The organism is Sphingobacterium yanglingense (genome assembly GCF_004363245.1).
GTDB lineage: Bacteria > Bacteroidota > Bacteroidia > Sphingobacteriales > Sphingobacteriaceae > Sphingobacterium > Sphingobacterium yanglingense.
In genome coordinates this window covers 175,303-200,224 of sequence record NZ_SNYV01000011.1, presented here as the reverse complement: position 1 = coordinate 200,224, position 24,922 = coordinate 175,303, and the positions used below count along the sequence as shown (strand labels likewise).

Below are 24,922 nucleotides of genomic sequence, written 5' to 3'. Positions count from 1 at the left end.
TAGCTGTTAAAGTTAGAAGTTAAAAGAAGCACCTACCGCTATGGTACGTAACGCTGGTAGGTAGCCCGTTGCAGTTTCCGGATCGCTTCCCCAGAATTTTGTGAGCGTAAACAGGTTGTATCCCTGCAGGTATATCTGCTGCGTTCCTTTGAGCCAATGCTGTGGCAGCTGGTACTGCAGCTGTACCGATTTTAAGCGGATGAACGATCCATCGGAAACACTGAGGTTGCTGTTTCTAAGGTAGTCTGTTGCCTGCAGTGCCGCACGGTTTACGCCGGTTGTAGGCATCTGGTATACACCTCCCTGATTTTCGGGCTGAAAATAATCAGCATAACGCGTATGACTGTTGTTCATAGATCCGAACAACCCTGCATTATAGTCGGGATTACGTACCGTTTGCCTGACAAACTGCACTAGAAAGTCCAATGAAAAATTCTTGTAATTTAACTGGTTTGCGATGCCCAGGTGGTATTTCTGTCCCAAGTGCATGATCATAGAGCGGTCGTCACTGGTTATCACACCGTCGCCATTGCGGTCTTCCACCTGGTAAAGTCCCGTTTCAGGATCAACATCAATTATATGATATACCTTCTGTATAAATACCGGATATCCTACCGTATACTGTAAGGCATAAGTAGATTCTTCCAAATTAGGAAAATCCAACAACTTGTTTTTAGGAAGTGAGAGGTTGATATCGGTACTCCATTTAAAATTTTCCTTATCCACAATCAAAGACCTCAGGGTAACTTCCCAACCCGAGTTCTCCACCAAAGCTCCCAGATTTGCCTGAACGCTTGTAAAACCGGTAGTACCCGGCAACGGGATACCCACCAGCTGGCTTGAGGAGCGGTTGCGGTACCATGCCACTGACGGTGCCAGCCTGCCATTGAAAAATTCCAGTTCCAAGGCTGCCTCCAGTTTTTTGTTGCTCTCCCAGCTGAAATCGGGATTGTACAGCCTTGCCGGTTCTAACCCTACATTACCATCGTACTGGTTATGGCTAATCCTGTAGGCATTCAGGTACTGGTAATCCCCTATCAAATCACTTCCCGTAATACCGTAACTGGCACGCAGCTTTCCGAAGTTTAGCCACGAACTGTTTTTCAATACCTTTTCCCTGCTAAAGAGCCAAGCAGTACCCACGGCACCGAAATTCGCAAAGCGGTTGTTGGGACCGAAACGGCTAGAACCGTCACGACGACCGGTAAAGTTTACAATATACCTGTCCATATACTTATAATTGACCCTTCCGTACAATGCGACGTACTTATAAAGCGTTTCTGTATCGTTCAATATATTTTTGGTAACTGCATTTGCTAGGTTCATGATAAGGTCGTCTGAAGAAAAGTTACCGCCCTGCACACTGAACGCCTGCTGTTCCCTTGTTTCAAATGTCCCTCCGGCAACTACGTTCCACGCACTACTGCCCTGTTCTAAATTCCATACAATTTTCGGTTCTACAATCCAGCTGTTACGATTTAATTTAGATTTGGTCATTGCAGATTCCTTGCTGGTATAGTTGTATGCCGGACTGTAAACGGTATGGGGCACGGTAACAATTTCTTCTGTAGAAGCATCGCTAAAACCGGTAGAGACACCAATCTGCAGGTTTTGTAAAAGGTTGTACGACAGATTTACATTTGCCGTATAATCGGCCGCTTTTGAGAAATATTTAGAATTGAGTTTTGCTGCCGGATTATCAAAGGTATTGTTTTCCCAGTTCAGGTTGCCCTGTGCATCATACAATGCAGGTGCGTTGGGAGCCAGAAAAATAGAATTGGTGAGATCATTGGCCATGAGCCTGTTGTTCTGGTTACTTTTCTGTACGCTTACCTGCAAGCCGAAGCGGTCGTTTGCAGACCTGTGGTTCACATTCAGTAAAAAATTGGTGCGTTTATAACCAAAGTCTCCCATATATACGGTACCATCGGTGCGGTGCCCTGCACTTAAAAGGTAGGATGTGCGCCCTGCCCCGCCACCCACAGAAAACTGGGTATTGTGCGATACCGCCTTGCCCCCTATAAACTCACGCTGCCAATCGGTATATCGGTTGGGATCCCATGTACCGTTTATATCATACGCATTTGCAGGATATTCTCTAATATTATCGTTTGCAAAAGCATCCTTACGCACTTTCAAGTACTGCTGCGTATCCATCAAATCCATGAATTTTGAAATCGTACTGACAGAAGTGGTGGATTGAACGGAGAACGTTGTTTTATCTATACCGCCCTTTTTTGTGGTAATAAGTACCACCCCGTTTGAACCACGCGAACCGTAAATAGCCGTAGCATCAGCATCCTTTAAAACCTCGATACTTTCAATATCGTTGGGATTGATGCTGTTCAGCGGGCTTGTACTACCCCAAGGAAACAGCATAGCCGTAAGGTTCATATCTGAAGCAGACTGTGAAGGAAAAGGTACACCGTCAACGATATACAGGGGCGCATTTCCTTCGGCGCGTAAACTGTTACGCCCCCTGATCTGTATATCGAAGCCGCCGCCGGGGGTACCGCTGCTCTGCGTAATGTTCACCCCTGCCATACGTCCCTGCATTGCGGCCAGCGGGTTGACAACTGGTTGTTGACCAATTTCGTTTGCGGTGATCTTTGAAATGCTTCCGGTTCGTTCTTTGTCCTTAACACTGTAATAACCGGCGTTAAGGATTACTTCGTCAACCTCAGCCAATAGCGGTTTCAAGGATATGATTCCGATGTCAGGCCGAGATATAGCCTTTTGTGAGGTATATCCTAGAAAAGCCAATTCCAACGTTAATCCTCGTTCTGTATTAGTCAATTCAAAGTATCCCCGCTCGTCTGTTTTAGCCTGTACAGCTGTTCGTCTTCCAAAAGTATCAAGTACGTAAATCGATGCACCAACCAAAGGCTCGCTTTTTTCATTGACAACACGGCCTTTGATAGACTGCTGAATGGGAGCTTTCACTTCAACATCCTGTTGTTCTTTCACTTGATCAGTCGAACGACCGATTAAGGTAATCAACCGTCCGTCTATAGCAAATGTAAAGGGCTGCTCTTTAAAGAGTTCTTTTAACGCTGATTGTAGGTCTACCTGATTAAGCCTTAGTGTTACATTCTTGGCCTGGCCCAAAAGCCGTTTGTTGCTGACAAAGGAATAACCGGTCTGCTGCTGTATCTGTAAGGCTACTTCCTGAAAAAGGGCATTTTTGACCGAGAGACTGACCTTCTGTGCCTTGACATGGGCAAAGCTACAGGTACACAGAACGAATAGGTAGAGCGTCATTATCTTCATGATGCGAATCGTATTAAGAGGAATGCCACAGCGATGGAGTTTAAACAAGCTCCATAGCCAACGCATCCCCTTGTTGCAATTGGTTAAATTCATTATTTTTGTTTTCTGTTGGTTAGTAAAATATGTTGCAAAATGTTTTTTTAGCTGTCCGACATAGAGCCATCCTTATGTAGCAGTTAGGGTGGCTTTTCTGTTTTACGGGATCAACTATGATTTAATCTTTTCTTAGTTCACCCGTACCTCCTTTCCTTTGATCTCGAAACGTACGAAATAGGCTTTTTCCAAGGAACTAAGCACGGTAGACAGACGCTCCTTGCGGTCTATGCTGAGCATGACGCGCTCTTCATTCTTAAACCCTTTTGGAAAAACAAATTTGACGCCGTACCAGCGCTCCAACTCTTGACAGATATCCACAAGACTGGCATCTCTATTAAGGATTACTCCCTTGATCCAAACGGTATAATCTGAAGCATTGACCTCCGAAATCGCAATCTGCTTTTCGGATAATATGGCCTGTTGCCCTGGTTGTAAAGAAACGGTTTTGTGAGTGTGCTGACCGGATAATGAGACCTTGCCATGTACCAAGGTGGTCACGATGGCATCACTGTAGCTGCGTATGTTGAAGGCTGTACCTAATACTTGTAATCGCTGGTTTGCGCTATGTACGATGAATGGATGTTTCTTGTCTGCTGCGACCTCAAGATAGACCTCTCCGGTGGTCTCGATGGCTCGCTCTTGCCCTGTAAAGCGTGTTGGATAATGAATGGAAGAGCTAGCATTGAGCCAGGCCTTGGTACCATCTGGAAGGGTAACTTCGTAGGTGCTTCCTATAGGTGTGCTGACTGTCGCAAACTGTACCTCACTATTGGTCACCTCTCGCCCATCGCCATACCGATATGTACCATCAATGGTCTCGAGTCTAGACTGTGTCGAATCTAACAAGATCTGCTCACCATTTGAAAAAGTGATTAACGCTTTGTTGCCGCCTGGAACTACATCATCTAATGAGCCTATCACAGAAGTGTCAATAGCTCGCTCTTGTCTGGCTGTATACCAGTATAACCCAATGGAGAAAAATAAAAGCAGGGCCGCAGCATAGCGTACCCAATAACGGTACAATGATCTGCTTTTTTGTGGCTGCTCACTGATACGCTGATCAACCTTAGCCCAAGCATGGTCTAGATCGATAGATTGATACCTATCGACCAGGGTATAATCATCCAATGTCCCGTATAGGCTTTGATATGCTTGCTCATTCGCTAAGCTCTCTTGCCTCCAAGAAAGCAATACAGCGGAGTCCTCTACGGAAAGACTTCCGTACTTTTCTTTAATAATAAGCTCGTATATAATCTCTTGCATAATCTTCTACTAGTTGAACTGCTCTAATCCACGGAAGCTGTTATCTTCTTTAATTGGATAACGTAATACTGTAAAGCGTTTTGTTTTTTCTTCTATCGGAAAACCCTATTGGATACGTTCTGCTAGTATGACAAGCTTTTGGATAGAATAGGTGACAGGTGTAGGGAAGTTTTTTTTACTATTTATTTTTATTTCAAAATACGGGTGCAGATACAGAGCAACATAAACATGGCCATATCGTCATCTTTGAAGGTGGTTCTTAGCTTGGTGAGCGCACGCGAAAGGCTGGTCTTGATGGTATTGGTAGAGATTTCCATCTCGACAGCCACGTCCTTGTACTTGCGACGCTCTAGGACAATGGCTTTAAAAATCTGCTGGGTACGCTCGGGTAGTTTTTCGATCTCGGCATGTACTTTTTGAATGTAAGCGGCCCATGCTTCTTCGTCAAGGGGATGCTCTTCGACGAGATCGATCTGTTCGTCCAGCTCTTGTTGTTGGATTTTTTTTAGCACGACGAGCTTATTTAAACAGGCATTCCTTACGGTGGTATAGAGGTAGGAATACAGTTTGGCATCGACCTGCTGCAAGGAATCTCGTTCCCAAAGCTTAACAAAAACCTCCTGAACGAGGTCTTCGGCTTCATCTATCCGCTCCAGATACTGGCAGGCATACATCACTAATGGTCTATAAAACTGTCTAAAAAGGGATTCTAAGCCTTTTTTGTCTTTCATTTTTATAGACGCTAAGATTGACTTTTCGGTATGCTGCATGTGATTTGATTCCAGGTGTATCGTCTTGGAGAAATTGATTATCGGACAATTTTAAAGAAAACTTTGAACAGTTCAAAAAGGAAAATTTAGGGAGCGATGATTTTGAATATTTTTCATCTTCGTTGAAGACGAAACCTAAAATGGAAACTTAGGTATACTTTATCAGGTATATCTCATACGAAATAACTCGGGATAGAATAATCTATGACGAGGGACTCTATCTCGTATTCAATATCTTTGCCATCCTCACGACCTCTTCCATGGAGAATCCCCCTGAAATGTGAACTTTCCCTCCTGAAATAATTCCCTGTACAACGGGCATAGACACGACCTTGCCTCCGACAACAATAGCGATGGGTTTTCCTATATTCTCTTCTGTTAATTTCTCAAACTTTCCTGCTCCTTCTTTGGTGAACTCAATGTCCACTATGGGATGATTTTGATACTGCTCTACAGCAGCTTTTGCTTCTTTGATCTCAGCTCTACTGACCAGTGGATGATCTCCAAGCACGACATCGCTATAAGGGTAAGGTTCGGTAAACGAAATGACTGCATAAAAACCATCTACTCTATCTACGGTAAAGGGCTGAAAACCGCCGGAAGTGCTACTTACACTATCCTGACCTTGTACATCTGTGGCAGTTGCTGTTGTATAGGCTTTATGAGGGAACTCTTCTTTTTGCGGTTTGAAAATACTGCAAGAGCCCATCAAAACAAGCGCAACGCTACAAATTACTTTTATATTCACAATATTTAGATTATTTATCGAAGTCACGGTGAAAGCATTTTATTGATTATAAACATCATTACCTTTGGCAAAACTCCCGATTTCAATGCTGTACTCCAAATTTGATGCTATTCATTGCGGAGACTATTTACAGGGTTGGCGAGCGATGCTTTGATAGATTGAAAACTCACTGTAAGCACAGCGACCATCAAGGTAAGAACTCCAGTAATTACAAAAATATCCCATCCAATTTCTTTACGGTATCCAAAACTACTGATGTAGTGGTCCATGGCCCAGTAAGCTATCGGGAATGCAATTATACAAGAAATAATTACTAAAATGACGAACTCTTTGGAAAGCATAGCCATAACTGAAAATACGGAAGCGCCTAATACTTTTCTGATTCCGATTTCTTTGATTCTACTTTCGGCCATATAAGCGGCCAACCCAAACAGTCCGAGGCAAGAAATAAAGATAGTCAGCACTGCAAATAAAGTTGCTAATCTTGCCGTTTTTTGTGTTTCATTAAACTTTTCCGCATACTCCGTATCCAGAAAACGGTAATCAAAGGGATAATTGGGATTGTAAGTCTTAAAAATTTTTTCGGTTTTAGTAAGCGCCTCTTGTGTGCTCAATTGAGGATTGAACTTAATATGAAGCGTTCTTAACCACATATGTGCTCCTTCGATGACGGTAGGCAATACCGGTCGGAAAGGAGACTCTTGTATAAAGTCTTTAACAACACCAATAATAGTGAATTTATCTGTACCATCCACGATATAATTGCCGATGGGATTTTCTAGATTCATGACCTTGGCTGCAGTTTCATTAATAATCGCAGACATTGAGTCCGTTGGAAATTTGACCAGATCAAAATCTCGTCCTGCAATCAACTGTAATCCTACTGTGGCTACAATTTTTTCATCAGTAGCCTGCCTATTAAACTGAATAATACTATTGGGATCTTTGCCTTCCCAAATAAAGCCATTCCATCCACTCCAACGTTGGGTTATTGGCGACATCGTTCTACTGGTGGAGATTGCGATATTCTGCTCTAAGAGCGTCCTCTTTATCAACTCCATATTTTTAGGTATATCACCAATCTCGGATACATAGATAAGATTTTTCTTATCAAAGCCTACTTCTCTATTCTGCGCATGCAGTAGCTGCTGACGGATAACTAGCGTAGCGATAATCAATACTACCGCAATAGAAAATTGAATTACAACGAGTATCTTTCGAGGATTCAATTTCTGCGGGATGTGGATAAACTTACCTTTCAACACATTTACAGGTTGAAATGAAGACATAAAAAATGCCGGATAACTTCCCGCTAGGATGCCGGTCAAAAGTATGAATCCAACAAAGGAAAACCAAAAATAGACATTTGATAAGGGAAGGATAAGTGCACTCCCTACAAGCTGTCCGAATGAAGGTAGGACGAAGTAGGCTATCAGTAATGCTAATATTCCAGACACAAAAGACAATAATATAGATTCCGAAAGAAACTGCCCTATTAAAGACTTACGGCCTGCTCCTACAACTTTTCGTATTCCAACTTCTTTTGCTCGTCTCTCGCTCTGCGCAGTACTCAGGTTCATAAAATTAATACATGCGATCAGTAAAATAAAGATAGCTATAATAATAAAGGCCCGTACCATTTCAATACGACCACCTAATGCAATCCCATTCTTATATTGATCATAGAGGTAACTTTCACCAATTGGTTTTAAAAAATTCTCTGTCTTTAAATCTGCATTTTTCTTTGTTATTCCTTTAAGCTTCTGCTGTACCTCGCCCAAATTGACGTTCGGATGTAATAGTACAAATAGGTCAACAGAACTATTATGCCAACTTTGGTCCGCAAAACCTATCTTCTCCATGAATGTCCATGGCAAAAAATACTCGCTTTTTGAAAAACGACTATTGCTGGGTATGTCGTCCAGAACAGCCGTAACATGGACTACCTCTGCGCTATCCACTTTGATTGTCTTTCCAATTATATCAGTGGAACCGAATAAAGATATTGCCATACCTTTTGATAAGACGATATTTGACGGATTTACTAACGCTGTTTCGGGGTCACCTGCCAAAACCGGTAAATCAAACATTCCTAAGAACGTTGAGTCTACAAACGCACCACGTCCTGAGATTATTTTTTTATTACCTACGGTTAAAAGAAATCTGTCGACCCCACTAAACCTGCTGACATCCCGGACCTGTGGAATTTCATTCTTAACCGCCGCCGCTAATGGTTTAGGCGTCGAAAACCAAACAGCAAATCCCTCGTTGCTGGGCTCGATTGATCCAACGGTATAGAGTAAAGCTGCCTTCGGATAAATCTTATCAAACGACCACTGAAAACTAACCCATAAGATAATAAGCATGGCTGAAGCCATGCCAACAGCCAAACCAATAATATTTATTGCCGTAAACCCTTTCGTTCTCTTCAGGTTACGAAAAGCAATTTTGATAAAACCATTCAACACCATGACGCGCATTTAATAACTTGATTACAAGGATAATGTATAAATAGAATGCCAAAATACACAACGCGCTAACAATCAACAAAATACAATAATAAAATAAATAAAAACAATGTTCATTTATGAACATGCAGTGTTCATAAATGAACGTAGGTAAAAGTAAAGTATTATTTATAATGGAAGGTGGGAGACGACATGATTTTCTCACTCTATATATTTTTTTAATCATTGGATCACCAAAAGGCAGAGTAGCTCGCGTAACTCCTCTATTCAAAACCGTTGCAGGTTGACGCCTTGCTGGTGCTCCTTTGCAAGGAGTACCTTCTACACTTGCTCCAGCTCCTATCCCCTTTAAAAATAACCAGAAAGATGAAGATTAGAAAAAGCACTACTCAAAGGAATAGTGCTGGATAAAGGATAAAATAGCTGAAATTCATTTAAACACAGTCGCCTTTTCCGTTAAATAATTTTAGATTGTTTGTTATCTTTTTCATTCTACACAATCGGGGATTAAAACAAAAAACAGGGTATTTAAAGCGAATGATCTATGACTAAGGACACTATCTCGTATTCAATATCTTTGCCATCCTCACGACCTATCACGACATCGATTTCTAGCATTCGAAAAAACAATTTGAAGAAAATTACTAAGTAAAAAATAAATAAATGTAACAAACAAGAAAACCGGTGGTAGGGTGTAATGCAGTGTCTAGAAATAGTGAAATTTAAATAGACTTATAAGATGTATCGTTTGTAGCACATATTGAGGGACTTTTAAGATGTGAACCGTCAATTAAAAAAACAAAAAGTATTATAAAAGCCATCCCGAACTAGATGCGGGACAGCTTTTAAAATCTTAGTGATTTTTATAACAGGTATGAGTTGAAAAATGTACCACATAGAAGAGAATTAAAAGATTTATTGTGGATTTTGTGGTATTCCGGTCCTGTCAACAACATCAGTCGGGATTGGCAATGCATAACGGTTGCTATTTGGAACCAATTCTAATACCCCCTCGAGTATCTGTCTTTTTAAAACAATATTTCGCCCTTCCAAATTTAACCGTTTCACATCCATCCAGCGCAGTCCACGAAACAGCAACTCTTTGCGCCGTTCACATAAGACACTTTCCAACGCATCTTCTTGACTGAGTCCCTCCAGATCCTTATATTTCCCTGTCGCGTAACGATGGCGCATCAGATGGTTTAAATCTGAAAGCCCCCTTTCTATCCGACCGTTACGAATATAAGATTCGGCCCGCATCAGTAAGATCTCAGCGGATGTGATTCCAGTAAAGAAATCCGAGGCACCAGCATAGCTACCTTTAAACTGATAGTAACCATCTGATCCTTGAGCAAAAAATAATTTCAGACGCAGATCATCCTTATTGTACGATTTGTATAGAGTGGTATCTACTAAGGCATTATAATAATTCATTCCTGGCAGGGTCGTACTCATCTGACTAAAAAAGGTAGTTTCTATATTATACCGTTCAAAGGGGAATTGTGTATTAGCATCCAGCATATTATAATCTATCAGTTTAGCTGAGATCATCCATGCTGAATCTGCATAAATTTCAGATTTAATATAGTGTCCCATGGACAGATATGTTCGGGCCAATAGTCCATAAGCGGCCGCCTTAGATGGTCGCAAGACATGCTCCGATTGCCGCGGCAGAAGGGGTATCGATCGTTCCAGATCGTGGATAACGGTATTATAACACGCTGCTATCGAGGAACGTTCAGACGGTTTATATGGATCTGCATCCACTCGAAGCACAATACCGGGATAAAGATCCTTTTCACTCTCCTCATATCCCTTTGCATAAGTCCATAACAGCGACAGATAAGCATAAGATCTATAAAAATATGCGGCACCCGCTAGCTGGCTCCATGTTTCTTTATTCGCATCATTAATTTGAATACTCTTTAAATTATCAAGCACAATATTACTATGATATACAGTGAGGTAACTCGTTGCCCAATCGTTGGGGAAATTATTATCGATGATACGCCAAGTATATGCCTCTTGAGATCGCATCCCTAAGGAATTATAAGATTGAAGGGTTAAAAAATAATTATCTGATGACGCTTCCCCAAGTGGATTTGTACTGATGTTCATCACTTCCATATTGTCCAATATTCGTTGCATCGCCTCGAAATTGTCTGGCGTTGCCAATCCACTGTTCGACTTAATGTCCAGATAATCTTTACAGGACATTAAAATAAAAAAAAGCAGGATATAGATTAGTCTTGATCTTAACATGTTAAAAAATTAAAATTTTACAGATGTACCAAACGTAAATGTTAGGGGCGGCTTAACTTTGTCCTGATACAATGGGTCTATTTTTTCTTTATTGGATACCCACAACAATCCCAGATTGGAAACATTAGCAAAGCATTCCAATTTTGCTCTATTTTTAATAGCACTTGCATATGACAAACGAACATATTCTAGGCGAATATGATCAGCCCGAAGTATATTGGATTCAGCTAACCGATAAAAACTATCCCGCAATTGATCAGCTGGATAGATCAGCGCTGGTACTACAGTGTGTGATTCATCTCCTTGTTTTTGCCATCGCTTTTCAAAATCCGCATAGGCCTTTCCATTAGAAAACAGCTGGGTGTAGCTGGTCGTATTTTTCATGAAATAATAATCACCATAAAAAGAAGCGTTCACCGCCAACGCCCAATTTTTGAAAGAAAACTTATTTATTATGGATCCAAATACCTGCGGTTTGGACGATCCTTTAAAAATAATATTTCCGTTTTCTCCTAGATCGAGAGGCTGTCTTCTAATAGCGGTATAATCAGTACTGGGAACACCATTTAGAAAACCCTGAGGATTTCCCTTTGCATCCAGCCCGGCAGACCTGTACCCTGCAATGCCATATAATGGATAATCCGGAACAGGGGTAATCGACGATCCTATGTCCAAAAAGCTGCTCACATTCATTCCATTGGCGGCATAATATGTTCTAGTTTTGCTTTTGTTCCAGGCTAAATTGTAGATCGTTGACCATGAAAATTTTCCCCGGATATTATCAGTCTCAATCACAAGATCAGTTCCCCGGCCATCCATGCTGGCGACATTTTTAGTGATAAAAGACTGATAGCCCCATGTTGTATAATCGTAGCCTGTCAAACCATACAAGTCTGTACCACGCTTTTGATAATGATCAATTGATCCACGGATGCGGCCATCCAAAAAAGATAGATCTAAGCCAACATTGAACGTTTTGATCTTTTCCCAACGCAAATAAGGATCGTTTAGCTGAGCGATGATCAATCCAGAGTAGGGCGAATAGTTGAATGTCGTCGATTCAGCCACAGGCAATGCCGTTTTTCGAAGATCTACATTGCCACTCACACCATAGGATGCCCTTACCTTTAGCCGATCTGCTTTTGCCCCCTTGATCCACTGATCTGGCACATGCAGGTAGGCTCCCACTGACCAAAAAGGAGACCATTTATCATTTGCTGCCACCCCGAATATATTCGCAGCATCACGCCTTACACTTGCGGTAGCCCCTAGTCTTTTATTATATTCCACATTCCAATTGGAATAAGTAGACACAAATCTGTTTATACTGCTATTCAGTACGGGTCTGCCAGGAATTATGCTGGTACTATAGCTAATCCCTATAGGAAAATCAGATACGAAGTCTATTGCGGCATTGTTAAGAGGGTCAGAGGTATATCCGTAAAGTGTGCTCGACTCCCCATCAGTTTTACTTTCCCTTACTTCAGCTCCCACTATACCCGATAGCTCGAACTTGTCCCAAACCTTATTGACATTGATCTGTCCCCGCCAATTGTAGGACCTGATATTTACATTGTTTTTTAATACAATATCCCCCATGGGAACGGGATACTCCATACGGTCTGTAGCTTCGTTATAGCTCGCATAGGAGTTGATCATGACCCTTGTGTAGTAACTATCCAATCCATTCCTTACATTGTCGGATGCCATCTGATTCTGGATCTGATAAGCCAGGACCAAATCGATAAATGGCAATATTTTATAAGACAACTGTGCCTGCCCTAGATATTCATTGCGTATAGACCTATTGTCAACATATCTGTAATCTTCAAAGGGGACATAGTCCCATGACAGAAGTTTACCGGGCAAGTAATTGTCTGTATATATTTTATCATATGTGGTTTCAAGTACTAGACCATTTCCATCAGCGTCTACCAGATCCATATACGGCGCACGTATATTGCGGTACCTGAATGTTTCGAATGCAGGTTTACCAGCATGATTCTTCGCATTGGTGTATTTAAAACCAATATCCAGATGAAGCTTGGGCAGGAGCATCATCCGGTCATTAAAATCAATATTTATTTTTTTATTTTTCGCACCGTATTGATTTTTATCAAAGGTATAACCTACCGCGAGGTGAATTTTGTTTTTTTCTGTCCCATTTGATAATGAAAGTGCATATTGATCCAGTAGTGGGTACTCCATGAAATAGTCCATATAATCACTTCTGCTATCTATATTTTTAAGAGCTGTCAAACGTTGATCAAGCAGTCCACCGTCTATTTTACCAGTCTTATGCTGTTGGAGCAGGCTAACCACAGGTGTGAGTGCACTAAACGGGCTACGGCGTATATTACGATCATAATACCCATTTTTAAAGAGCATTTTTTCTATTTCTATAAACTCCTCTGCAGGCATTTGATATACATCGTACAGATCAGGTTTTTGTGCGAATTGAATGGACTTGTTCAGGGTCACATTTGTACGGCCGTCTGTGGCCTTAGCATTTTTGCTTTTAATGACCAGTACACCATTACCTGCACGTGTTCCCCAGATGGCACTTGCGGCGGCATCTTTAAGAATCGTAATGCTTTCAATATTATTAGGATCTATATTCTGTATGGCGCCCTCATAGATAAAGCCATCCAACACAATCAAGGGATCCCTAACGCCATTTATTGTACTGAGACCACGTATCGAGAAATTCAACTTTTGATTGTCCGAGGCCTGTAACTGGTTATCAAAGAATACCGCATTGGCGACGTGGTTGAGTCTGTCCAAGATATTGCTACCTACATTTTGATTGAGCTGCGACTCATTGAGCACCTGAGCCGATCCGGACAGCTGGTCAGCTCTAAGCGATTGATAGCCTGTCTGGACCCGTACTTCTTCGATTTCCTTTGACTTGGCGGACAAACCTATGGTCAATTTGACACCAGAACTATCTATTGAAATAGTTTTATCATGATAGCCAATGTGACGAATACGCAACGAATCGGTAACTGTGACATCTTTGGAATTTATTTGATCAATATCCATAAACGGTATATTAGAATTACCAGCATACGATCTTGCCTTCAATACTTGAATAGGTAGTAAACTTCCAAAAAATATTAAAACTAGAAGGGCTACATTTTTTTCCATCTTGCAAATCATACTTTTTTAAATGTAATAGTGGGAATATCCTTTTCGACTTTTATTAACTGGATACCTATTGTGACTAGAAAATCCTGAAGGGATTTTATATCAGTCCAATCAATATTTTTTGGAATCTCTACTTCAAAAAGGCTTGATTTTACTGTTATCAGGTCATTTACCGGCAGTTTAAGACTTGTATAAATCTTGGATCTTAACTCCCTGAAAGTGATATGTTCCTTGTTACCTTTTTTATCAATAAAGCGAACAGACGCTTTCAGTATATCGGGATCTGCTATCTCCATTTGCCAAAAAGGAGTCTTTTCTATTGTCCTTACCGGGGCTACTTTGAAGTTGGACAACAGACAATCACGCAGCCTTTTCAAGATATCATCTTCTGTTAGCGTATCTGACGATTGCACTTCAAAACAAAAAACATCCTTACGCAACTCAACATTATTCAATGCCCTTTGCACTGGTTCGGCTACTGTTGAATCAATATGGATTGCCCAACTTGGCACCTCAAAAAAAAGAGTTCGGAAAGCATTAGCGTATAGGATATTAAGCTTTAGATTTACCATTCGGTAGACGTAGGTACCATCTTTCTTATAAAATTGACCAAAATTAGGGCTTAGACCATCTAAATACCCCGTAAACAGCTCCTCTACTACTGGATAGGTCGACAACCGTAGATCGACCTGCTCGCGGATGGAAGTGTTCGTCTGAAAATCCAACCTATCATTTTTTAGATGAGCATGAAGCGGAGTATTGTTAAGCACCCCATCAATTGCATCTACCGTAAGGCCTTCGGCATACGTACTGCCTATGTATTTGCCATCATAGATCCACACCATATGAGGGATAGAGGCATGAGCAAAATATTTATCCAGATACTTGTCGGGATATATATATTCCATTGTTGAGAGATCAACATTAGACATCGCCTTGAGTTTGGCAAAAGCTTTTACGATCCGTTCGGGAGAGTCTTTTGTGCTTTCGCTATTCACTTTCAAAAAGGCAACCTTACCGCTGTATGAGGACTCCAACTGTCTTATATGCAACATACTTTGCATACAACTGCCACACCATGTCGCCCAGAAATCCAATATGATCAGCTTCTTATTACGGTAATCGCTCAGTTTTACGATTTTCTTTCCTGTGGGATTGTTGACGACCTCCAATGGAGTATCCCAAAGCTCTTGAGGGATCATATCGCCTATATTTAACGGTGATATGGTGTCTACCTGTCCTGACACAGTATTTATGAAAAACGAAACAATTAGTAGCAGGCAGAACGTGTTTATTTTCATCATCTTCTCTCCCCCTTTCCTACCGGCACTGCCATCCTAAAATGTCCCTTCGCATCAGTTTGGGTTCGGAGTCGGAGTCGTACCAATTCCACAGTGGCGCCTTCTATAGGTTCCTTGGTCTCTGCATTGAATATGATACCTTCGATCACATCCTCCTGCTTATCCGCATCGGTGTAACGCTTAATCTCCACTTGTTGTGGTACAATACCTTGGCTAGCTTCTTCTTTGGGTAAGAGCAGCAATGTCTTGCCCACTACCCGATATTCTAAATCGAATACCTGTGTCAACCTGTCCAATGCTTCGCCTAGGTCGTTGGTCTCTTTTGTCCAGGTTATGCTTTTGCTCAATGGCATAAACTGGTTGTTGTATGCGAAATCGACGCCTGTCTGTTTGCTGATCTTTTTCAGGCTAGCCTTTAAGCTGATTGTCTCCTCTTTGAGCAGTACTTTGCTATCAAAATTGACCTGACCACTGCTTTCATTGGCCTTGGCACTCAGCAACAAGACTGCAATACAGGTATATATAATTGTTGTCCACTTCATAATCGTCCAGCAATAAGTCGCTATGGATAAAGTTTTTTTTACCATGTTTCCTCTATTTAAAACTCCTCAAAGACGAGGAGAACTACATAAATTCATTGAAGAGGCAGAGCAATGAAATTGCTTTTAGCCTTGAATTTATGTAGGTTTGTATGTTGTTTAATTACAATAAATAATCGTGTTAGGGTATTTCTCACGGTTGTTTCGTGCTAGCCTAGCTAGCCAAAACTCAGGGGGTATGCAGGTCAGAGCGCATGCTCCCCTTTTGTATATCACACTTTCTTATCCGTCCATATATTACTGATTATATTAGGTTGCTGTTAAACATATTTCTGCTATTCCAAACCACTACAGCCTTTACCGTACAGAACCACTTTACTGCCCTCTTCTTTAACACCGGCGTTGGTCAATAGAGCAATCATCTTGAGAATCTCCTGAGGACTTTCCTTGTCAAATACGAGGCTCAATCGACAGGACTTTAAGCTTTCACTTTCTATTTCTATTTTCTTTCCATACCGCCTATAATATTGTTGGACAATATCGCTGAGTGGCGCATCTTCAAAAGCCAGTCGGCCGGTATTCCAAGCGAGATCCTTCTTTATATCAGCCGCCTCTATTTTGGCAAATTTATCATCCGCTATTGTATATCGTACCTTCTCGTGGGGCAACAGATCTACGGATCTTCCACTGTTGGTTTCTTCGACCTGAACCTTTCCTGTGAGTACCGAAACTTCCATTTTTGACTGTCCGGCATACGCATTAATATTGAAAGAGGTCCCCAATACTTTAGTCTTTAGTGGCCCTGCATGTACGATAAATGGTTTGCCGGCGTCTTTCGTTACCTCAAAGTAGCCCTCTCCTTCTAGATACACCTCACGCATAGTAACGCTGAACCGCTCGGGATAGCGCAAACTGCTTCCTGCATTGAGAATTACACGACTGCCATCCATAAGCATAATGGTGTCCCGCTGTACGATGGGCACGACCGATTCGACCAATAGCTCAAGGTGTGAAGCTTGATTTTTATACCAGAGATAAGCACCAAACGAAAAAGAAATTAATAGTATTGCAGCGGCATAACTATACCAGTTCCTTAACCGAGGGACGGTAGCTCGTGGGTGCTTGCTTCCAACTATCCGTTGCTGCATAGTATCCCAATCGATCTGTCCGGACGGCACAGTATATCCGCGTTTACGCTCCCATAACTGGCGTAAAGGAGCATCTAACACGGTATTGTCTTCCTGATCCAGTAGATCTAGGAGTTCGTCAAGTTCTTTGTCCGTACAGTCATTGTCCAGGTATTTTCGAAAAATATGTTGCATACGTTGGTCCTTCATAACAGAACTATATGATGTTAAAAAATCAGTCAGCAGGGGTACCATGTAGTACAGCCATCTATACTAAAGACACCGTGGAGGTCTCCTTAGGACTAATCGGAAATAAAAAAAATTATAAAAACGTAAAAACGGCCAGGAGCATAGCTATCCCTCCGTGTTGCTCCAGATACTGACGTATATGTTTTAAAGCGGCAATAAGGTGGTTTTTTACGGTATTGGGTGAGAGTTGTAAGCGCTCTGCAATCTCGTTCAGGTTTAATCCTTCGTCACGGCTCAGCTGATAGACAATCTTCCTTTGGGTAGACAGACCTGCTATTGCACGCTCAACCAAATGCTCATAATCACGCAGTAAGACATGTTCTTCGACCGGATTATGGGCTTCTACAAGATGGCGCCGAAGCTCTTCTAAGGCTTTGTGATCGTGCTTTACTTTTCGCAGGTGATTTAAAGAACGGTTTCGCGCGGTGATAAAAATATAATTATCGATATTGCGGATCGTGGGCAGCAGGTCGCTGACGGTCCATAGCTTCATAAAAACATCTTGTGTGATTTCCTCGGCTACTGTTTTATCCTTAATGATGGTCAGCACATAGCCATAAACCTGCTCTTTGTAGGTATCAAAGAACTGAGAAAAGTCAGTTGCGCTATTTCGGTCCGTATGCTTAGTGCCCATAATCTGGATTAGTGGCACAAGTTTAAGAATTTATAGGCTTAAAAACAGTACTATGTCCTATTTTTTTAACTCGATTAAATATCTTGAGAATAGAAAGACTAGAAGCGTACAATTAAGTATGAATAAACAAACTTTTGAAATAGAAAGGGCTATCCCAAAATAATAGAGATAGCCCCATTTTACAGTTGCACTGCATCTTATTATATTACAGATGTTTAATCCAAAGCAACTTCGAAACGAATTTAGTTAAAATGTATAGTAGGCTTATATCAAGCTTTGTAAATTACCAAAACCTTAATTTTTCTATTCTCCTTTTTCAACTTCAAACCTTGTCCTTCAAAGGCGAATTGGAGTCGCTCAGCATTTTGAAAATCTATAGGAAGACTCATACAGACTGACTTATCTATATTCTTTCTATTAATAAAAGGTATACCGTAAATCCTCTCCAGCTGATAAACGAAGGAACCAAAGGGATAGTTTTGCAAAAAAATTGCAAATCCCGTATCATCAAACATATTAGTTTCTTTAGTTGGTTGTTTTAGGATCAGTGATAATGGCCACTTCAATTTTTCTGATTTCCTTGACCAACCGCAGTCCCTGCTTTTCAAAAGACCGTTTCAGCTGTGCCATATCCATTAGATCAGCGGGTAGGTCCATGGATACAGGCTTACTGATCTGTGTTTCGTCCCCTTGCTGGTGCTCCTTTGCAAGGAGTACCTTCTACACTTGCCCCAGCTCCTATTCCCTTTAAAAATAAGTAGAAATATGAAGATACTAAAAAGCCGCTCCAAATCTGGAACGGCTATGTAATCTTTATAGAATTAAAGCTTTTGGTCTTATGCCCCTTTAAAATATTTCTCGACCTCAGGTTTAGTCAATCCTAGTTTTTCACAGACCTGAGCAATAGTGAAGCCTAGCTCTTTGAGCATTTCTATTTTGCCTTCTAGTTTACCAGCAATTTTACCTTCCTTTTTGGCCTTATCCAATAAATATTCTTGAGTGCCCATAATGTCGCTCCTTCCTAAGTTTTGATGATAATGTTTATTTTATATGGCCATCAAGAGCCCTTTGGGATTTTCTTTTATTTCTTCCTCAAAGATACTCAAACTACCCTGATTATCAAAACTTACGTAGTAAGTCAAAAAATTATACAAGCCTTGACGGGTGTGCTTATCCATCCTACGCTTTATCATCACCGCTAGCGTCACTATCCTCGAGTGGTGTCCTGTAAATCGTCATACATCACAAAAAGCAACCTGAGAAAAGAACGGATGACACGCCCCCAAGCTATTCGAGACTGTAGTGGTAGATATTGTGCTAGCTGAGGAGGAGACTAAGGCTGCCAGCAATAAACAGAAGAAGAGGGAATAAAAAACCTGACACAAAAAACGAAACTAATATTTTTAGTAATTCGGTTTTTATATGTATCTTAGCTTAACAACGCTATTATAAATATAATTGAGTTATGAGCAAGAACAAAAAGATTAACGTAGAGGGCAAAGAAATAACTATCATATTGGACAATGAAAAAGAATATATTTCATTGACAGATATGTTAAAAGCCAAAGATGGCGATTTCTTTATTTCAGATTGGCTTCGTAACAGAAACACTATCGAGTATCTCGGAATATGGGACAGTGTATACAATCCAGATTTTAATTACGGCGAATTCGCCATAATTAAAATGTAGGCCTCCATGTTGGCGATTCAATATCTAAAGTACCTACCCCTTGATTACACCTTCTACACTTGCCCCAGCTCCTACTCCCTTTAAAAATAAGCAGAGATATGGAGATACAAAAAAGCCGTTCCAAATCTAGAACGGCTCGATATGTTATATCATAGGCTCTGTCTAGAGCTTCTCAATTTTACTTCGTAGAGCCCTTCGGGATTCTTCTGCAGAAAGTCCAGTACGTTTGGCAATATCGACTATAGGTAGCTCTATTTTTCAAAAATAGTTGATTATTCATAAATCTTTTAATAGCTTTAGGTAGTCTAAGGAGACGGAATATCAATATCTTAGGTGTTGATACATTATTCGTAAACTTATATTCAGACCCAAGCTATTCGATTCAGTTGTTGTAGATATTACGATAGCCCCAGAGGAAACTAAAGCAGCAAGTAATAAAAGGGAGAAGTAAAAAACAAGAGCAATTTTTAACACATAAGAGCCATGAAAGAATTTGTTCAAGAAATAAAGATTCTACTTGAAAAGGCAAGAGAAAAAGTCTATGCCGCGACCTCCTACACGATGATAGAATGCTATTGGGAAATAGGAAGACGCATAGTAGAAAAAGAGCAGCAAGGACAAAATCGAGCTACTTATGGCAAGGAAGTACTGCAGAATCTATCAAATGGTCTAGGTACTGGATTCAGCACCCGAACATTGCGGGATATGCGCAAATGTTATCTAACTTTTCCCGAATGGAAAGATTTGGCACACGCGTGTGCCAAATTGGAATGGTCTCATATTCGGACTATTACAAGAGTGATTGACGTTAATGCACGAAAGTATTATCTAAAAGAAGCGGCTGAACAAAATTGGGGTGTGCGGCGACTGGAACGTAATATAAATACACTCTACTATCAACGTTTAGTATCCTCAACAAATAAACAGCCTGTCATTGATGAAATGGTTGAAAACATAAAGGATATAAAACCTGATAGCCGTGACTTTATACGTAACCCCACAGTACTTGAGTTCTTGAACATTCCCACTAATCGTGCCTACACAGAGAGGCAACTTGAACAATTGCTAATAGATAATCTCCAACAGTTTCTACTAGAACTGGGCAAAGGTTTTGCTTTTGTTGCGCGACAAAAGTATATCCGTACGGAGACAACCGACTTTTTCATTGACTTGGTATTCTACAACTATATTTTAAAATGCTTCGTCGTGATTGAACTGAAAACAGACAAGATTACACACCAGGATATCGGTCAATTGGATATGTATGTCCGCATGTTTGACGATTTGGAAAGAAAAGAAGATGACAACCCCACCATAGGATTACTACTGTGTACGGAAACAGATCGCACTATTGCTAAATATTCAGTGTTGAACGAGAATAAGCAATTATTTGCAAGCAAATATCTACCCTACCTCCCATCGGAGGAAGAACTCGAAGCAGAAATAGAAAGAGAGAAAAATGTACTTAGAGAACAGGGAGTAGTTTACGGAGAGGAGGAATAAAGATTTAGGCACGTGGCATTTTGATAATCCCATTATCCTCGCTCCTCTATTAATCATTAAAAACAGAAGCGCGTATATTCTATAGGTCCAGAGCCTTCTGTGGTCTGAGAGAAAGGTAAAAAGAGATAGAAAACAAGTGGCTATAAAATATTATTAAGCTTAATGTATTGAAGAAGCATAATTGTCTTAGCATCTTTTATTTCTCCGGACTTGAGCATATTCATCGCTTCCTCAATTCCCAGTTCTAACACTTCAATATTTTCTTCCTCTTCTTCAAGACCACCACCATCGGTGACCTTCATCTCTTTCGAATATTCAGCGATAAAGAAATATAAAATTTCGGTGACTGAACCCGGTGACATATAGGCTTCAAAAATCTTTTGGACATCAGTAATTTTATAGCCCGTCTCTTCTTCGGTTTCTCTTCTGATGCAATCTTCTGCATTGTCTTTGTCCAACAGGCCTGCACAAGATTCGATCAACATACCTGACTCATTGCCGTTAACAAATGTCGGTAAGCGAAATTGCCTGGTCAGTATGACTGTCTTTTGTAATTTGTTATAAAGTAAAATCGTCGCACCATTACCTCTGTCATAAGATTCTCTGCTCTGGGTCGATCTGCTGCCATCCTTTTTAACATATTCGTAGGTTATCTTTTTAAGGATGTACCAATTGTCGGACAGAATTTCGGTCTCTAAGATCTTTATATTATCTATCATTGTCTAATGATGCTTTATTAAAGTGTAAATAAATAGGAAGAACGCTAATCAAAAAAGATAGGCTGTTGGCTAATCAGCATCACGAACCGAAGTCTTTACTTTGCCCCTCCCAACAACGGCTTTTAAGATGACAGGAGCAGTTGCAAGGAGTACTATCCCCAAGATAACGAACTCTAGATTACGTTGTACCCACGGATTTTCACCCAGCAAATAACCTAAGGTCATCAAACTTCCGGCCCATATAACCGCACCGAGGATATTATAAATGACAAATTTCTTAAAGTCCATCTTTACAATACCAGCCACGATGGGTGCGAATGTACGCACGACCGGAAGAAATCTAGCCAAAACAATCGCACCACCGCCTCGCTTTTCGTAGAACTCCTGGGCTTTAACAATATAGTGCCTTTTGAAAAACCAGGTATCTTTCATTCCCATTATGCGGGTGCCAAAAACCTTACCGCACCAATAGCCCAAAAAATTACCCAAAACGGCAGAAAGTGAGATAAGCAAGATCCAACTTAAGAGTGTAGGCAATTCGGCTCCTGGAGAAAGTGTCATATTGGAGACAATCATTCCAGCGATAAAAAGTAGAGGATCTCCAGGAAGTAAGAATCCAATCATAATTCCTGTTTCGGCAAAAACAATAAACAACAAAAGATACAATCCTCCATGCGATACGATCCAATCCGGATTGGAAAGGTTGTTTAAAAATTCAAAAAATATATCCATATTAATAGTTTCAAGCAAAGATTACAGGAATATAATCAAGTGCGAAGATACAAAGAATCGCTAAATCTGAAACAAGATGGAGATAATGAAAAAGAATATAATTCACTCTGCTGGCTCTTTCCTCTTGTCTCTAAACCAAAGAAAAAAGTAAGATATACAAAGCATCGCCACTAGAGACACGGAAAATACTATTAGTCGATCGCTAATTTTTATAGGGAACATAAAAAAGGGGAAAAGTAAAGGTAAAAAACCTGATAAAACAGAGAATAGTTTGGGGCGCAATTTCCAAAACCCAAATATGACATATCCCATTAAAAAAAATAATAAGCCGAATATTAGAAAAGCTATTTGGGATAACAGCAAATATATTGTATCAGTATCAATAAATATATACCACATCGGGAACAGAATTAGCCAAAAAATAAGGCACTGTGTAATAAATAGTTTCAAAGCTGCTATAAACATACTGATACTGGTTTACTGTTAATCCCATTCGTTAACAAAAGGTAACCTTAAGAAAGCAACTTCAACCTATCTTGAAAATATACACCTTCGACATCTCCGGGAAAATAAACTGACACTTTTTCATTCCATTTGTAGATGTTTATTGCTAACTTACAGCAAAGACCACTTAGACAAAGCTTTTAATTTATTTAAACCGAATTATGACTGCATTTCAAATCATTGAATCCCCAGAAGTTTACGACGCAATAGTTGTTGGATCTGGTGCTGGCGGCGGTATGGCTGGCTATATACTTGCTCATGCCGGCCTGAAAGTACTCATGTTGGAAGCCGGCCCATTTTACGATCCTGCTAAAGATGCTATGCAACTGCGCTGGCCTTGGGAATCTCCGCGACGGGGAGCTAGCACAACACGTCCTTTTGGAGATTTTGATGCTGCATACGGTGGTTGGCAAATTGATGGCGAGCCCTACACGAAGGTCGATGGCACTGAGTTTGAATGGTTCAGAGCACGAATGCTGGGCGGCCGTACCAACCATTGGGGACGTATATCCTTACGTATGGGACCTGATGACTTTCAGCCTAAAGACGGAGTTACCGATCCATGGCCTATCACGTACGATGAGATCAAACCATTTTATGACCGCGTAGATCGCATGATCGGTATCTATGGCACTGTAGAAGGGATTCACAACGAGCCTGATGGAATTTTCCTAAAACCACCAAAGCCTCGTCTTAATGAGTTATATATCCGTAAAGGAGGTCAGAAAGCGGGTGTACCTGTCATCGCTGGCAGAGGTTCAGTACTTACAGAAGCTTTACCGGGTGTTAAGGATAGAGGTACCTGTTTCTATTGTGGTCAATGTGGGCGTGCCTGCAAAGTATATGGCGATTTTTCATCGTCGTCTTGCTTAGTAATCCCTGCCATGAAAACCGGTAATCTCAAAGTAATCGACAACGCGATGGTTCGCGAGGTGCTGACGAATGATGAAGGACTAGCGATCGGTGTTTCTTACGTTAATACAAAAGACCTTCAAGAGTATAGCGTTAAGGCTAAAACGGTTATACTCGGTGCCAGCGCTTGCGAAAGCGCACGTCTGATGCTGAACTCCAAATCCAGTGCACATCCTTCGGGCGTAGGTAATAGCTCAGGCCTGGTAGGTCGCTATCTACACGACTCAACAGGCGCCGGTCTTGGCGGCTTCTTACCTCAACTTCTTGACAGAAAACGATACAATGAGGACGGTGTAGGCAGTGTCCATATTTATTCACCTTGGTGGCTAGACAATAAAAAACTGGACTTCCCACGTGGCTATCATATTGAGTATGGAGGAGGAATGCGCATGCCATCTTTCGGTATTTTTGGAGGGACAGCCGAACTAGGAGATAAAATCCCGGGAAAAGATGGGAAACCCATGGGTGAAGCGGGGTACGGTTCTAGTCTAAAAGAACAGTACCGAAGATTTTATGGTGCGAGTGTAGGTATGGCTGGTCGTGGTACTGCAATAGCAAGAAAGGATAATTACTGTGAAATAGATCCAAACAAAGTAGACAAATTTGGTATTCCCGTGCTACGGTTCAATTACAAGTGGGCCAATGAGGAAATCCTACAAGCAAAACACATGCAGGAGACATTTCAATCCATCATGCATGAGATGGGGGCAGTCATAACCTCAAAAATCCATGGACCTGAGACCCTTTATGGCTTAGAAGCTCCTGGTAAGATTATTCACGAAGGTGGCACCACCCGGATGGGGAATGATCCAAAAAAATCTGTACTCAATAAATGGGGACAGGCACATGATTGTAAAAATCTATACGTAGTCGATGCTGGTCCGTTTGTTCAGCAAGGTGATAAAAACCTGACATGGACCATCCTGGCACTATCCATGCGTACGGCAGAATATATATTGCAAGAAAGACAAAAAATAAACAGTTAGAC

At 41.0% G+C, this 24,922-nt stretch carries 18 protein-coding genes; 3 read left to right on the top strand and 15 right to left on the bottom strand.

What is annotated here, in order from left to right; translation table 11 throughout:
* Positions 1–12: 12 nt before the first annotated feature.
* The 13 genes from CLV99_RS03025 to CLV99_RS23110 all read right to left on the bottom strand — a co-directional run bounded on the left by CLV99_RS03025 (position 13) and on the right by CLV99_RS23110 (position 18,881).
* Complete coding sequence (locus CLV99_RS03025) at positions 13–3,363, bottom strand: SusC/RagA family TonB-linked outer membrane protein (protein ID WP_133583008.1); 3,351 nt, start codon at positions 3,361–3,363, stop codon at positions 13–15.
* A gap of 132 nt (positions 3,364–3,495) precedes the next feature.
* Positions 3,496–4,629: a FecR family protein gene (locus CLV99_RS03020; RefSeq protein WP_133583007.1), complete on the bottom strand. Its 1,134-nt coding sequence runs from the start codon at positions 4,627–4,629 to the stop codon at positions 3,496–3,498.
* A gap of 188 nt (positions 4,630–4,817) precedes the next feature.
* Positions 4,818–5,360 carry a sigma-70 family RNA polymerase sigma factor gene (locus CLV99_RS03015; RefSeq protein WP_162849992.1) on the bottom strand — a complete coding sequence of 181 codons (543 nt, stop codon included), beginning with the start codon at positions 5,358–5,360 and terminating at the stop codon, positions 4,818–4,820.
* A gap of 256 nt (positions 5,361–5,616) precedes the next feature.
* The gene (locus tag CLV99_RS03010) at positions 5,617–6,147 is read right to left on the bottom strand and encodes a SecDF P1 head subdomain-containing protein (RefSeq protein ID WP_133583005.1); all 531 of its coding nucleotides are present in this window, start codon (positions 6,145–6,147) and stop codon (positions 5,617–5,619) included.
* 107 nt (positions 6,148–6,254) lie between these two features.
* Positions 6,255–8,618 carry an ABC transporter permease gene (locus CLV99_RS03005; RefSeq protein WP_246032685.1) on the bottom strand — a complete coding sequence of 788 codons (2,364 nt, stop codon included), beginning with the start codon at positions 8,616–8,618 and terminating at the stop codon, positions 6,255–6,257.
* A 912-nt stretch (positions 8,619–9,530) separates the two neighbouring features.
* Positions 9,531–10,877, bottom strand: a complete 1,347-nt coding sequence (locus CLV99_RS03000) for a RagB/SusD family nutrient uptake outer membrane protein (protein WP_133583004.1) — start codon at positions 10,875–10,877, stop codon at positions 9,531–9,533.
* 9 nt (positions 10,878–10,886) lie between these two features.
* Positions 10,887–14,024, bottom strand: a complete 3,138-nt coding sequence (locus CLV99_RS02995; RefSeq protein ID WP_162849991.1) for a TonB-dependent receptor plug domain-containing protein — start codon at positions 14,022–14,024, stop codon at positions 10,887–10,889.
* Positions 14,025–14,032: 8 nt separating this feature from the next.
* Entirely contained in the window at positions 14,033–15,226 is a 1,194-nt protein-coding gene (locus CLV99_RS02990; RefSeq protein ID WP_162849990.1) for a TlpA family protein disulfide reductase, read from the bottom strand.
* A 98-nt stretch (positions 15,227–15,324) separates the two neighbouring features.
* Entirely contained in the window at positions 15,325–15,912 is a 588-nt protein-coding gene (locus CLV99_RS02985; RefSeq protein WP_133583001.1) for a peptidase associated/transthyretin-like domain-containing protein, read from the bottom strand.
* A gap of 287 nt (positions 15,913–16,199) precedes the next feature.
* Complete coding sequence (locus tag CLV99_RS02980) at positions 16,200–17,201, bottom strand: FecR family protein (protein ID WP_211348398.1); 1,002 nt, start codon at positions 17,199–17,201, stop codon at positions 16,200–16,202.
* A 112-nt stretch (positions 17,202–17,313) separates the two neighbouring features.
* Entirely contained in the window at positions 17,314–17,892 is a 579-nt protein-coding gene (locus CLV99_RS02975) for an RNA polymerase sigma factor (RefSeq protein WP_133582999.1), read from the bottom strand.
* Positions 17,893–18,399: 507 nt separating this feature from the next.
* On the bottom strand, positions 18,400–18,531 hold the full coding sequence (locus tag CLV99_RS23455; protein WP_262708268.1) for a hypothetical protein: 132 nt from the start codon (positions 18,529–18,531) through the stop codon (positions 18,400–18,402).
* 179 nt (positions 18,532–18,710) lie between these two features.
* A complete protein-coding gene (locus CLV99_RS23110) occupies positions 18,711–18,881 on the bottom strand; it encodes a hypothetical protein (protein ID WP_162849988.1) in 171 nt (56 codons plus the stop codon).
* 458 nt (positions 18,882–19,339) lie between these two features.
* On the opposite strand from CLV99_RS23110, the gene CLV99_RS02970 reads away from it, so the two are divergent.
* The gene (locus CLV99_RS02970) at positions 19,340–19,564 is read left to right on the top strand and encodes a KilA-N domain-containing protein (RefSeq protein WP_133582998.1); all 225 of its coding nucleotides are present in this window, start codon (positions 19,340–19,342) and stop codon (positions 19,562–19,564) included.
* A gap of 483 nt (positions 19,565–20,047) precedes the next feature.
* Positions 20,048–21,067 (top strand): PDDEXK nuclease domain-containing protein, encoded by a 1,020-nt coding sequence (locus CLV99_RS02965; protein WP_133582997.1) that lies wholly within the window; start codon positions 20,048–20,050, stop codon positions 21,065–21,067.
* A 140-nt stretch (positions 21,068–21,207) separates the two neighbouring features.
* On the opposite strand, the gene nudK is transcribed toward CLV99_RS02965, so the two are convergent.
* Together nudK and CLV99_RS02955 are read right to left on the bottom strand one after the other, a co-directional pair.
* Positions 21,208–21,786: a GDP-mannose pyrophosphatase NudK gene (nudK, locus tag CLV99_RS02960; protein ID WP_133582996.1), complete on the bottom strand. Its 579-nt coding sequence runs from the start codon at positions 21,784–21,786 to the stop codon at positions 21,208–21,210.
* A 69-nt stretch (positions 21,787–21,855) separates the two neighbouring features.
* Positions 21,856–22,518: a DedA family protein gene (locus CLV99_RS02955; protein ID WP_133582995.1), complete on the bottom strand. Its 663-nt coding sequence runs from the start codon at positions 22,516–22,518 to the stop codon at positions 21,856–21,858.
* A 665-nt stretch (positions 22,519–23,183) separates the two neighbouring features.
* Between CLV99_RS02955 and CLV99_RS02950 the strand changes: the two genes are divergently transcribed.
* Positions 23,184–24,920: a GMC oxidoreductase gene (locus CLV99_RS02950; protein WP_133582994.1), complete on the top strand. Its 1,737-nt coding sequence runs from the start codon at positions 23,184–23,186 to the stop codon at positions 24,918–24,920.
* The last annotated feature ends 2 nt before the right edge of the window (positions 24,921–24,922 follow it).

Bases quoted from the DNA above. Each gene is read 5' to 3' on its own strand.
- CLV99_RS03005 (WP_246032685.1), bottom strand. From the start codon at position 8,618: ATGGTGTTGAATGGTTTTATCAAAATTGCTTTTCGTAACCTGAAGAGA.
- CLV99_RS02970 (WP_133582998.1), top strand. From the start codon at position 19,340: ATGAGCAAGAACAAAAAGATTAACGTAGAGGGCAAAGAAATAACTATC.
- CLV99_RS02950 (WP_133582994.1), top strand. From the start codon at position 23,184: ATGACTGCATTTCAAATCATTGAATCCCCAGAAGTTTACGACGCAATA.
- CLV99_RS02990 (WP_162849990.1), bottom strand. From the start codon at position 15,226: ATGATCCCTCAAGAGCTTTGGGATACTCCATTGGAGGTCGTCAACAAT.
- CLV99_RS02985 (WP_133583001.1), bottom strand. From the start codon at position 15,912: ATGGTAAAAAAAACTTTATCCATAGCGACTTATTGCTGGACGATTATG.
- nudK (WP_133582996.1), bottom strand. From the start codon at position 21,786: ATGATAGATAATATAAAGATCTTAGAGACCGAAATTCTGTCCGACAAT.
- CLV99_RS03020 (WP_133583007.1), bottom strand. From the start codon at position 4,629: ATGCAAGAGATTATATACGAGCTTATTATTAAAGAAAAGTACGGAAGT.
- CLV99_RS03025 (WP_133583008.1), bottom strand. From the start codon at position 3,363: ATGAATTTAACCAATTGCAACAAGGGGATGCGTTGGCTATGGAGCTTG.
- CLV99_RS02980 (WP_211348398.1), bottom strand. From the start codon at position 17,201: ATGAAGGACCAACGTATGCAACATATTTTTCGAAAATACCTGGACAAT.
- CLV99_RS23455 (WP_262708268.1), bottom strand. From the start codon at position 18,531: ATGGACCTACCCGCTGATCTAATGGATATGGCACAGCTGAAACGGTCT.
- CLV99_RS23110 (WP_162849988.1), bottom strand. From the start codon at position 18,881: ATGGGCACTCAAGAATATTTATTGGATAAGGCCAAAAAGGAAGGTAAA.
- CLV99_RS02995 (WP_162849991.1), bottom strand. From the start codon at position 14,024: ATGGAAAAAAATGTAGCCCTTCTAGTTTTAATATTTTTTGGAAGTTTA.
- CLV99_RS02965 (WP_133582997.1), top strand. From the start codon at position 20,048: ATGAAAGAATTTGTTCAAGAAATAAAGATTCTACTTGAAAAGGCAAGA.
- CLV99_RS03015 (WP_162849992.1), bottom strand. From the start codon at position 5,360: ATGAAAGACAAAAAAGGCTTAGAATCCCTTTTTAGACAGTTTTATAGA.
- CLV99_RS03000 (WP_133583004.1), bottom strand. From the start codon at position 10,877: ATGTTAAGATCAAGACTAATCTATATCCTGCTTTTTTTTATTTTAATG.
- CLV99_RS02955 (WP_133582995.1), bottom strand. From the start codon at position 22,518: ATGGATATATTTTTTGAATTTTTAAACAACCTTTCCAATCCGGATTGG.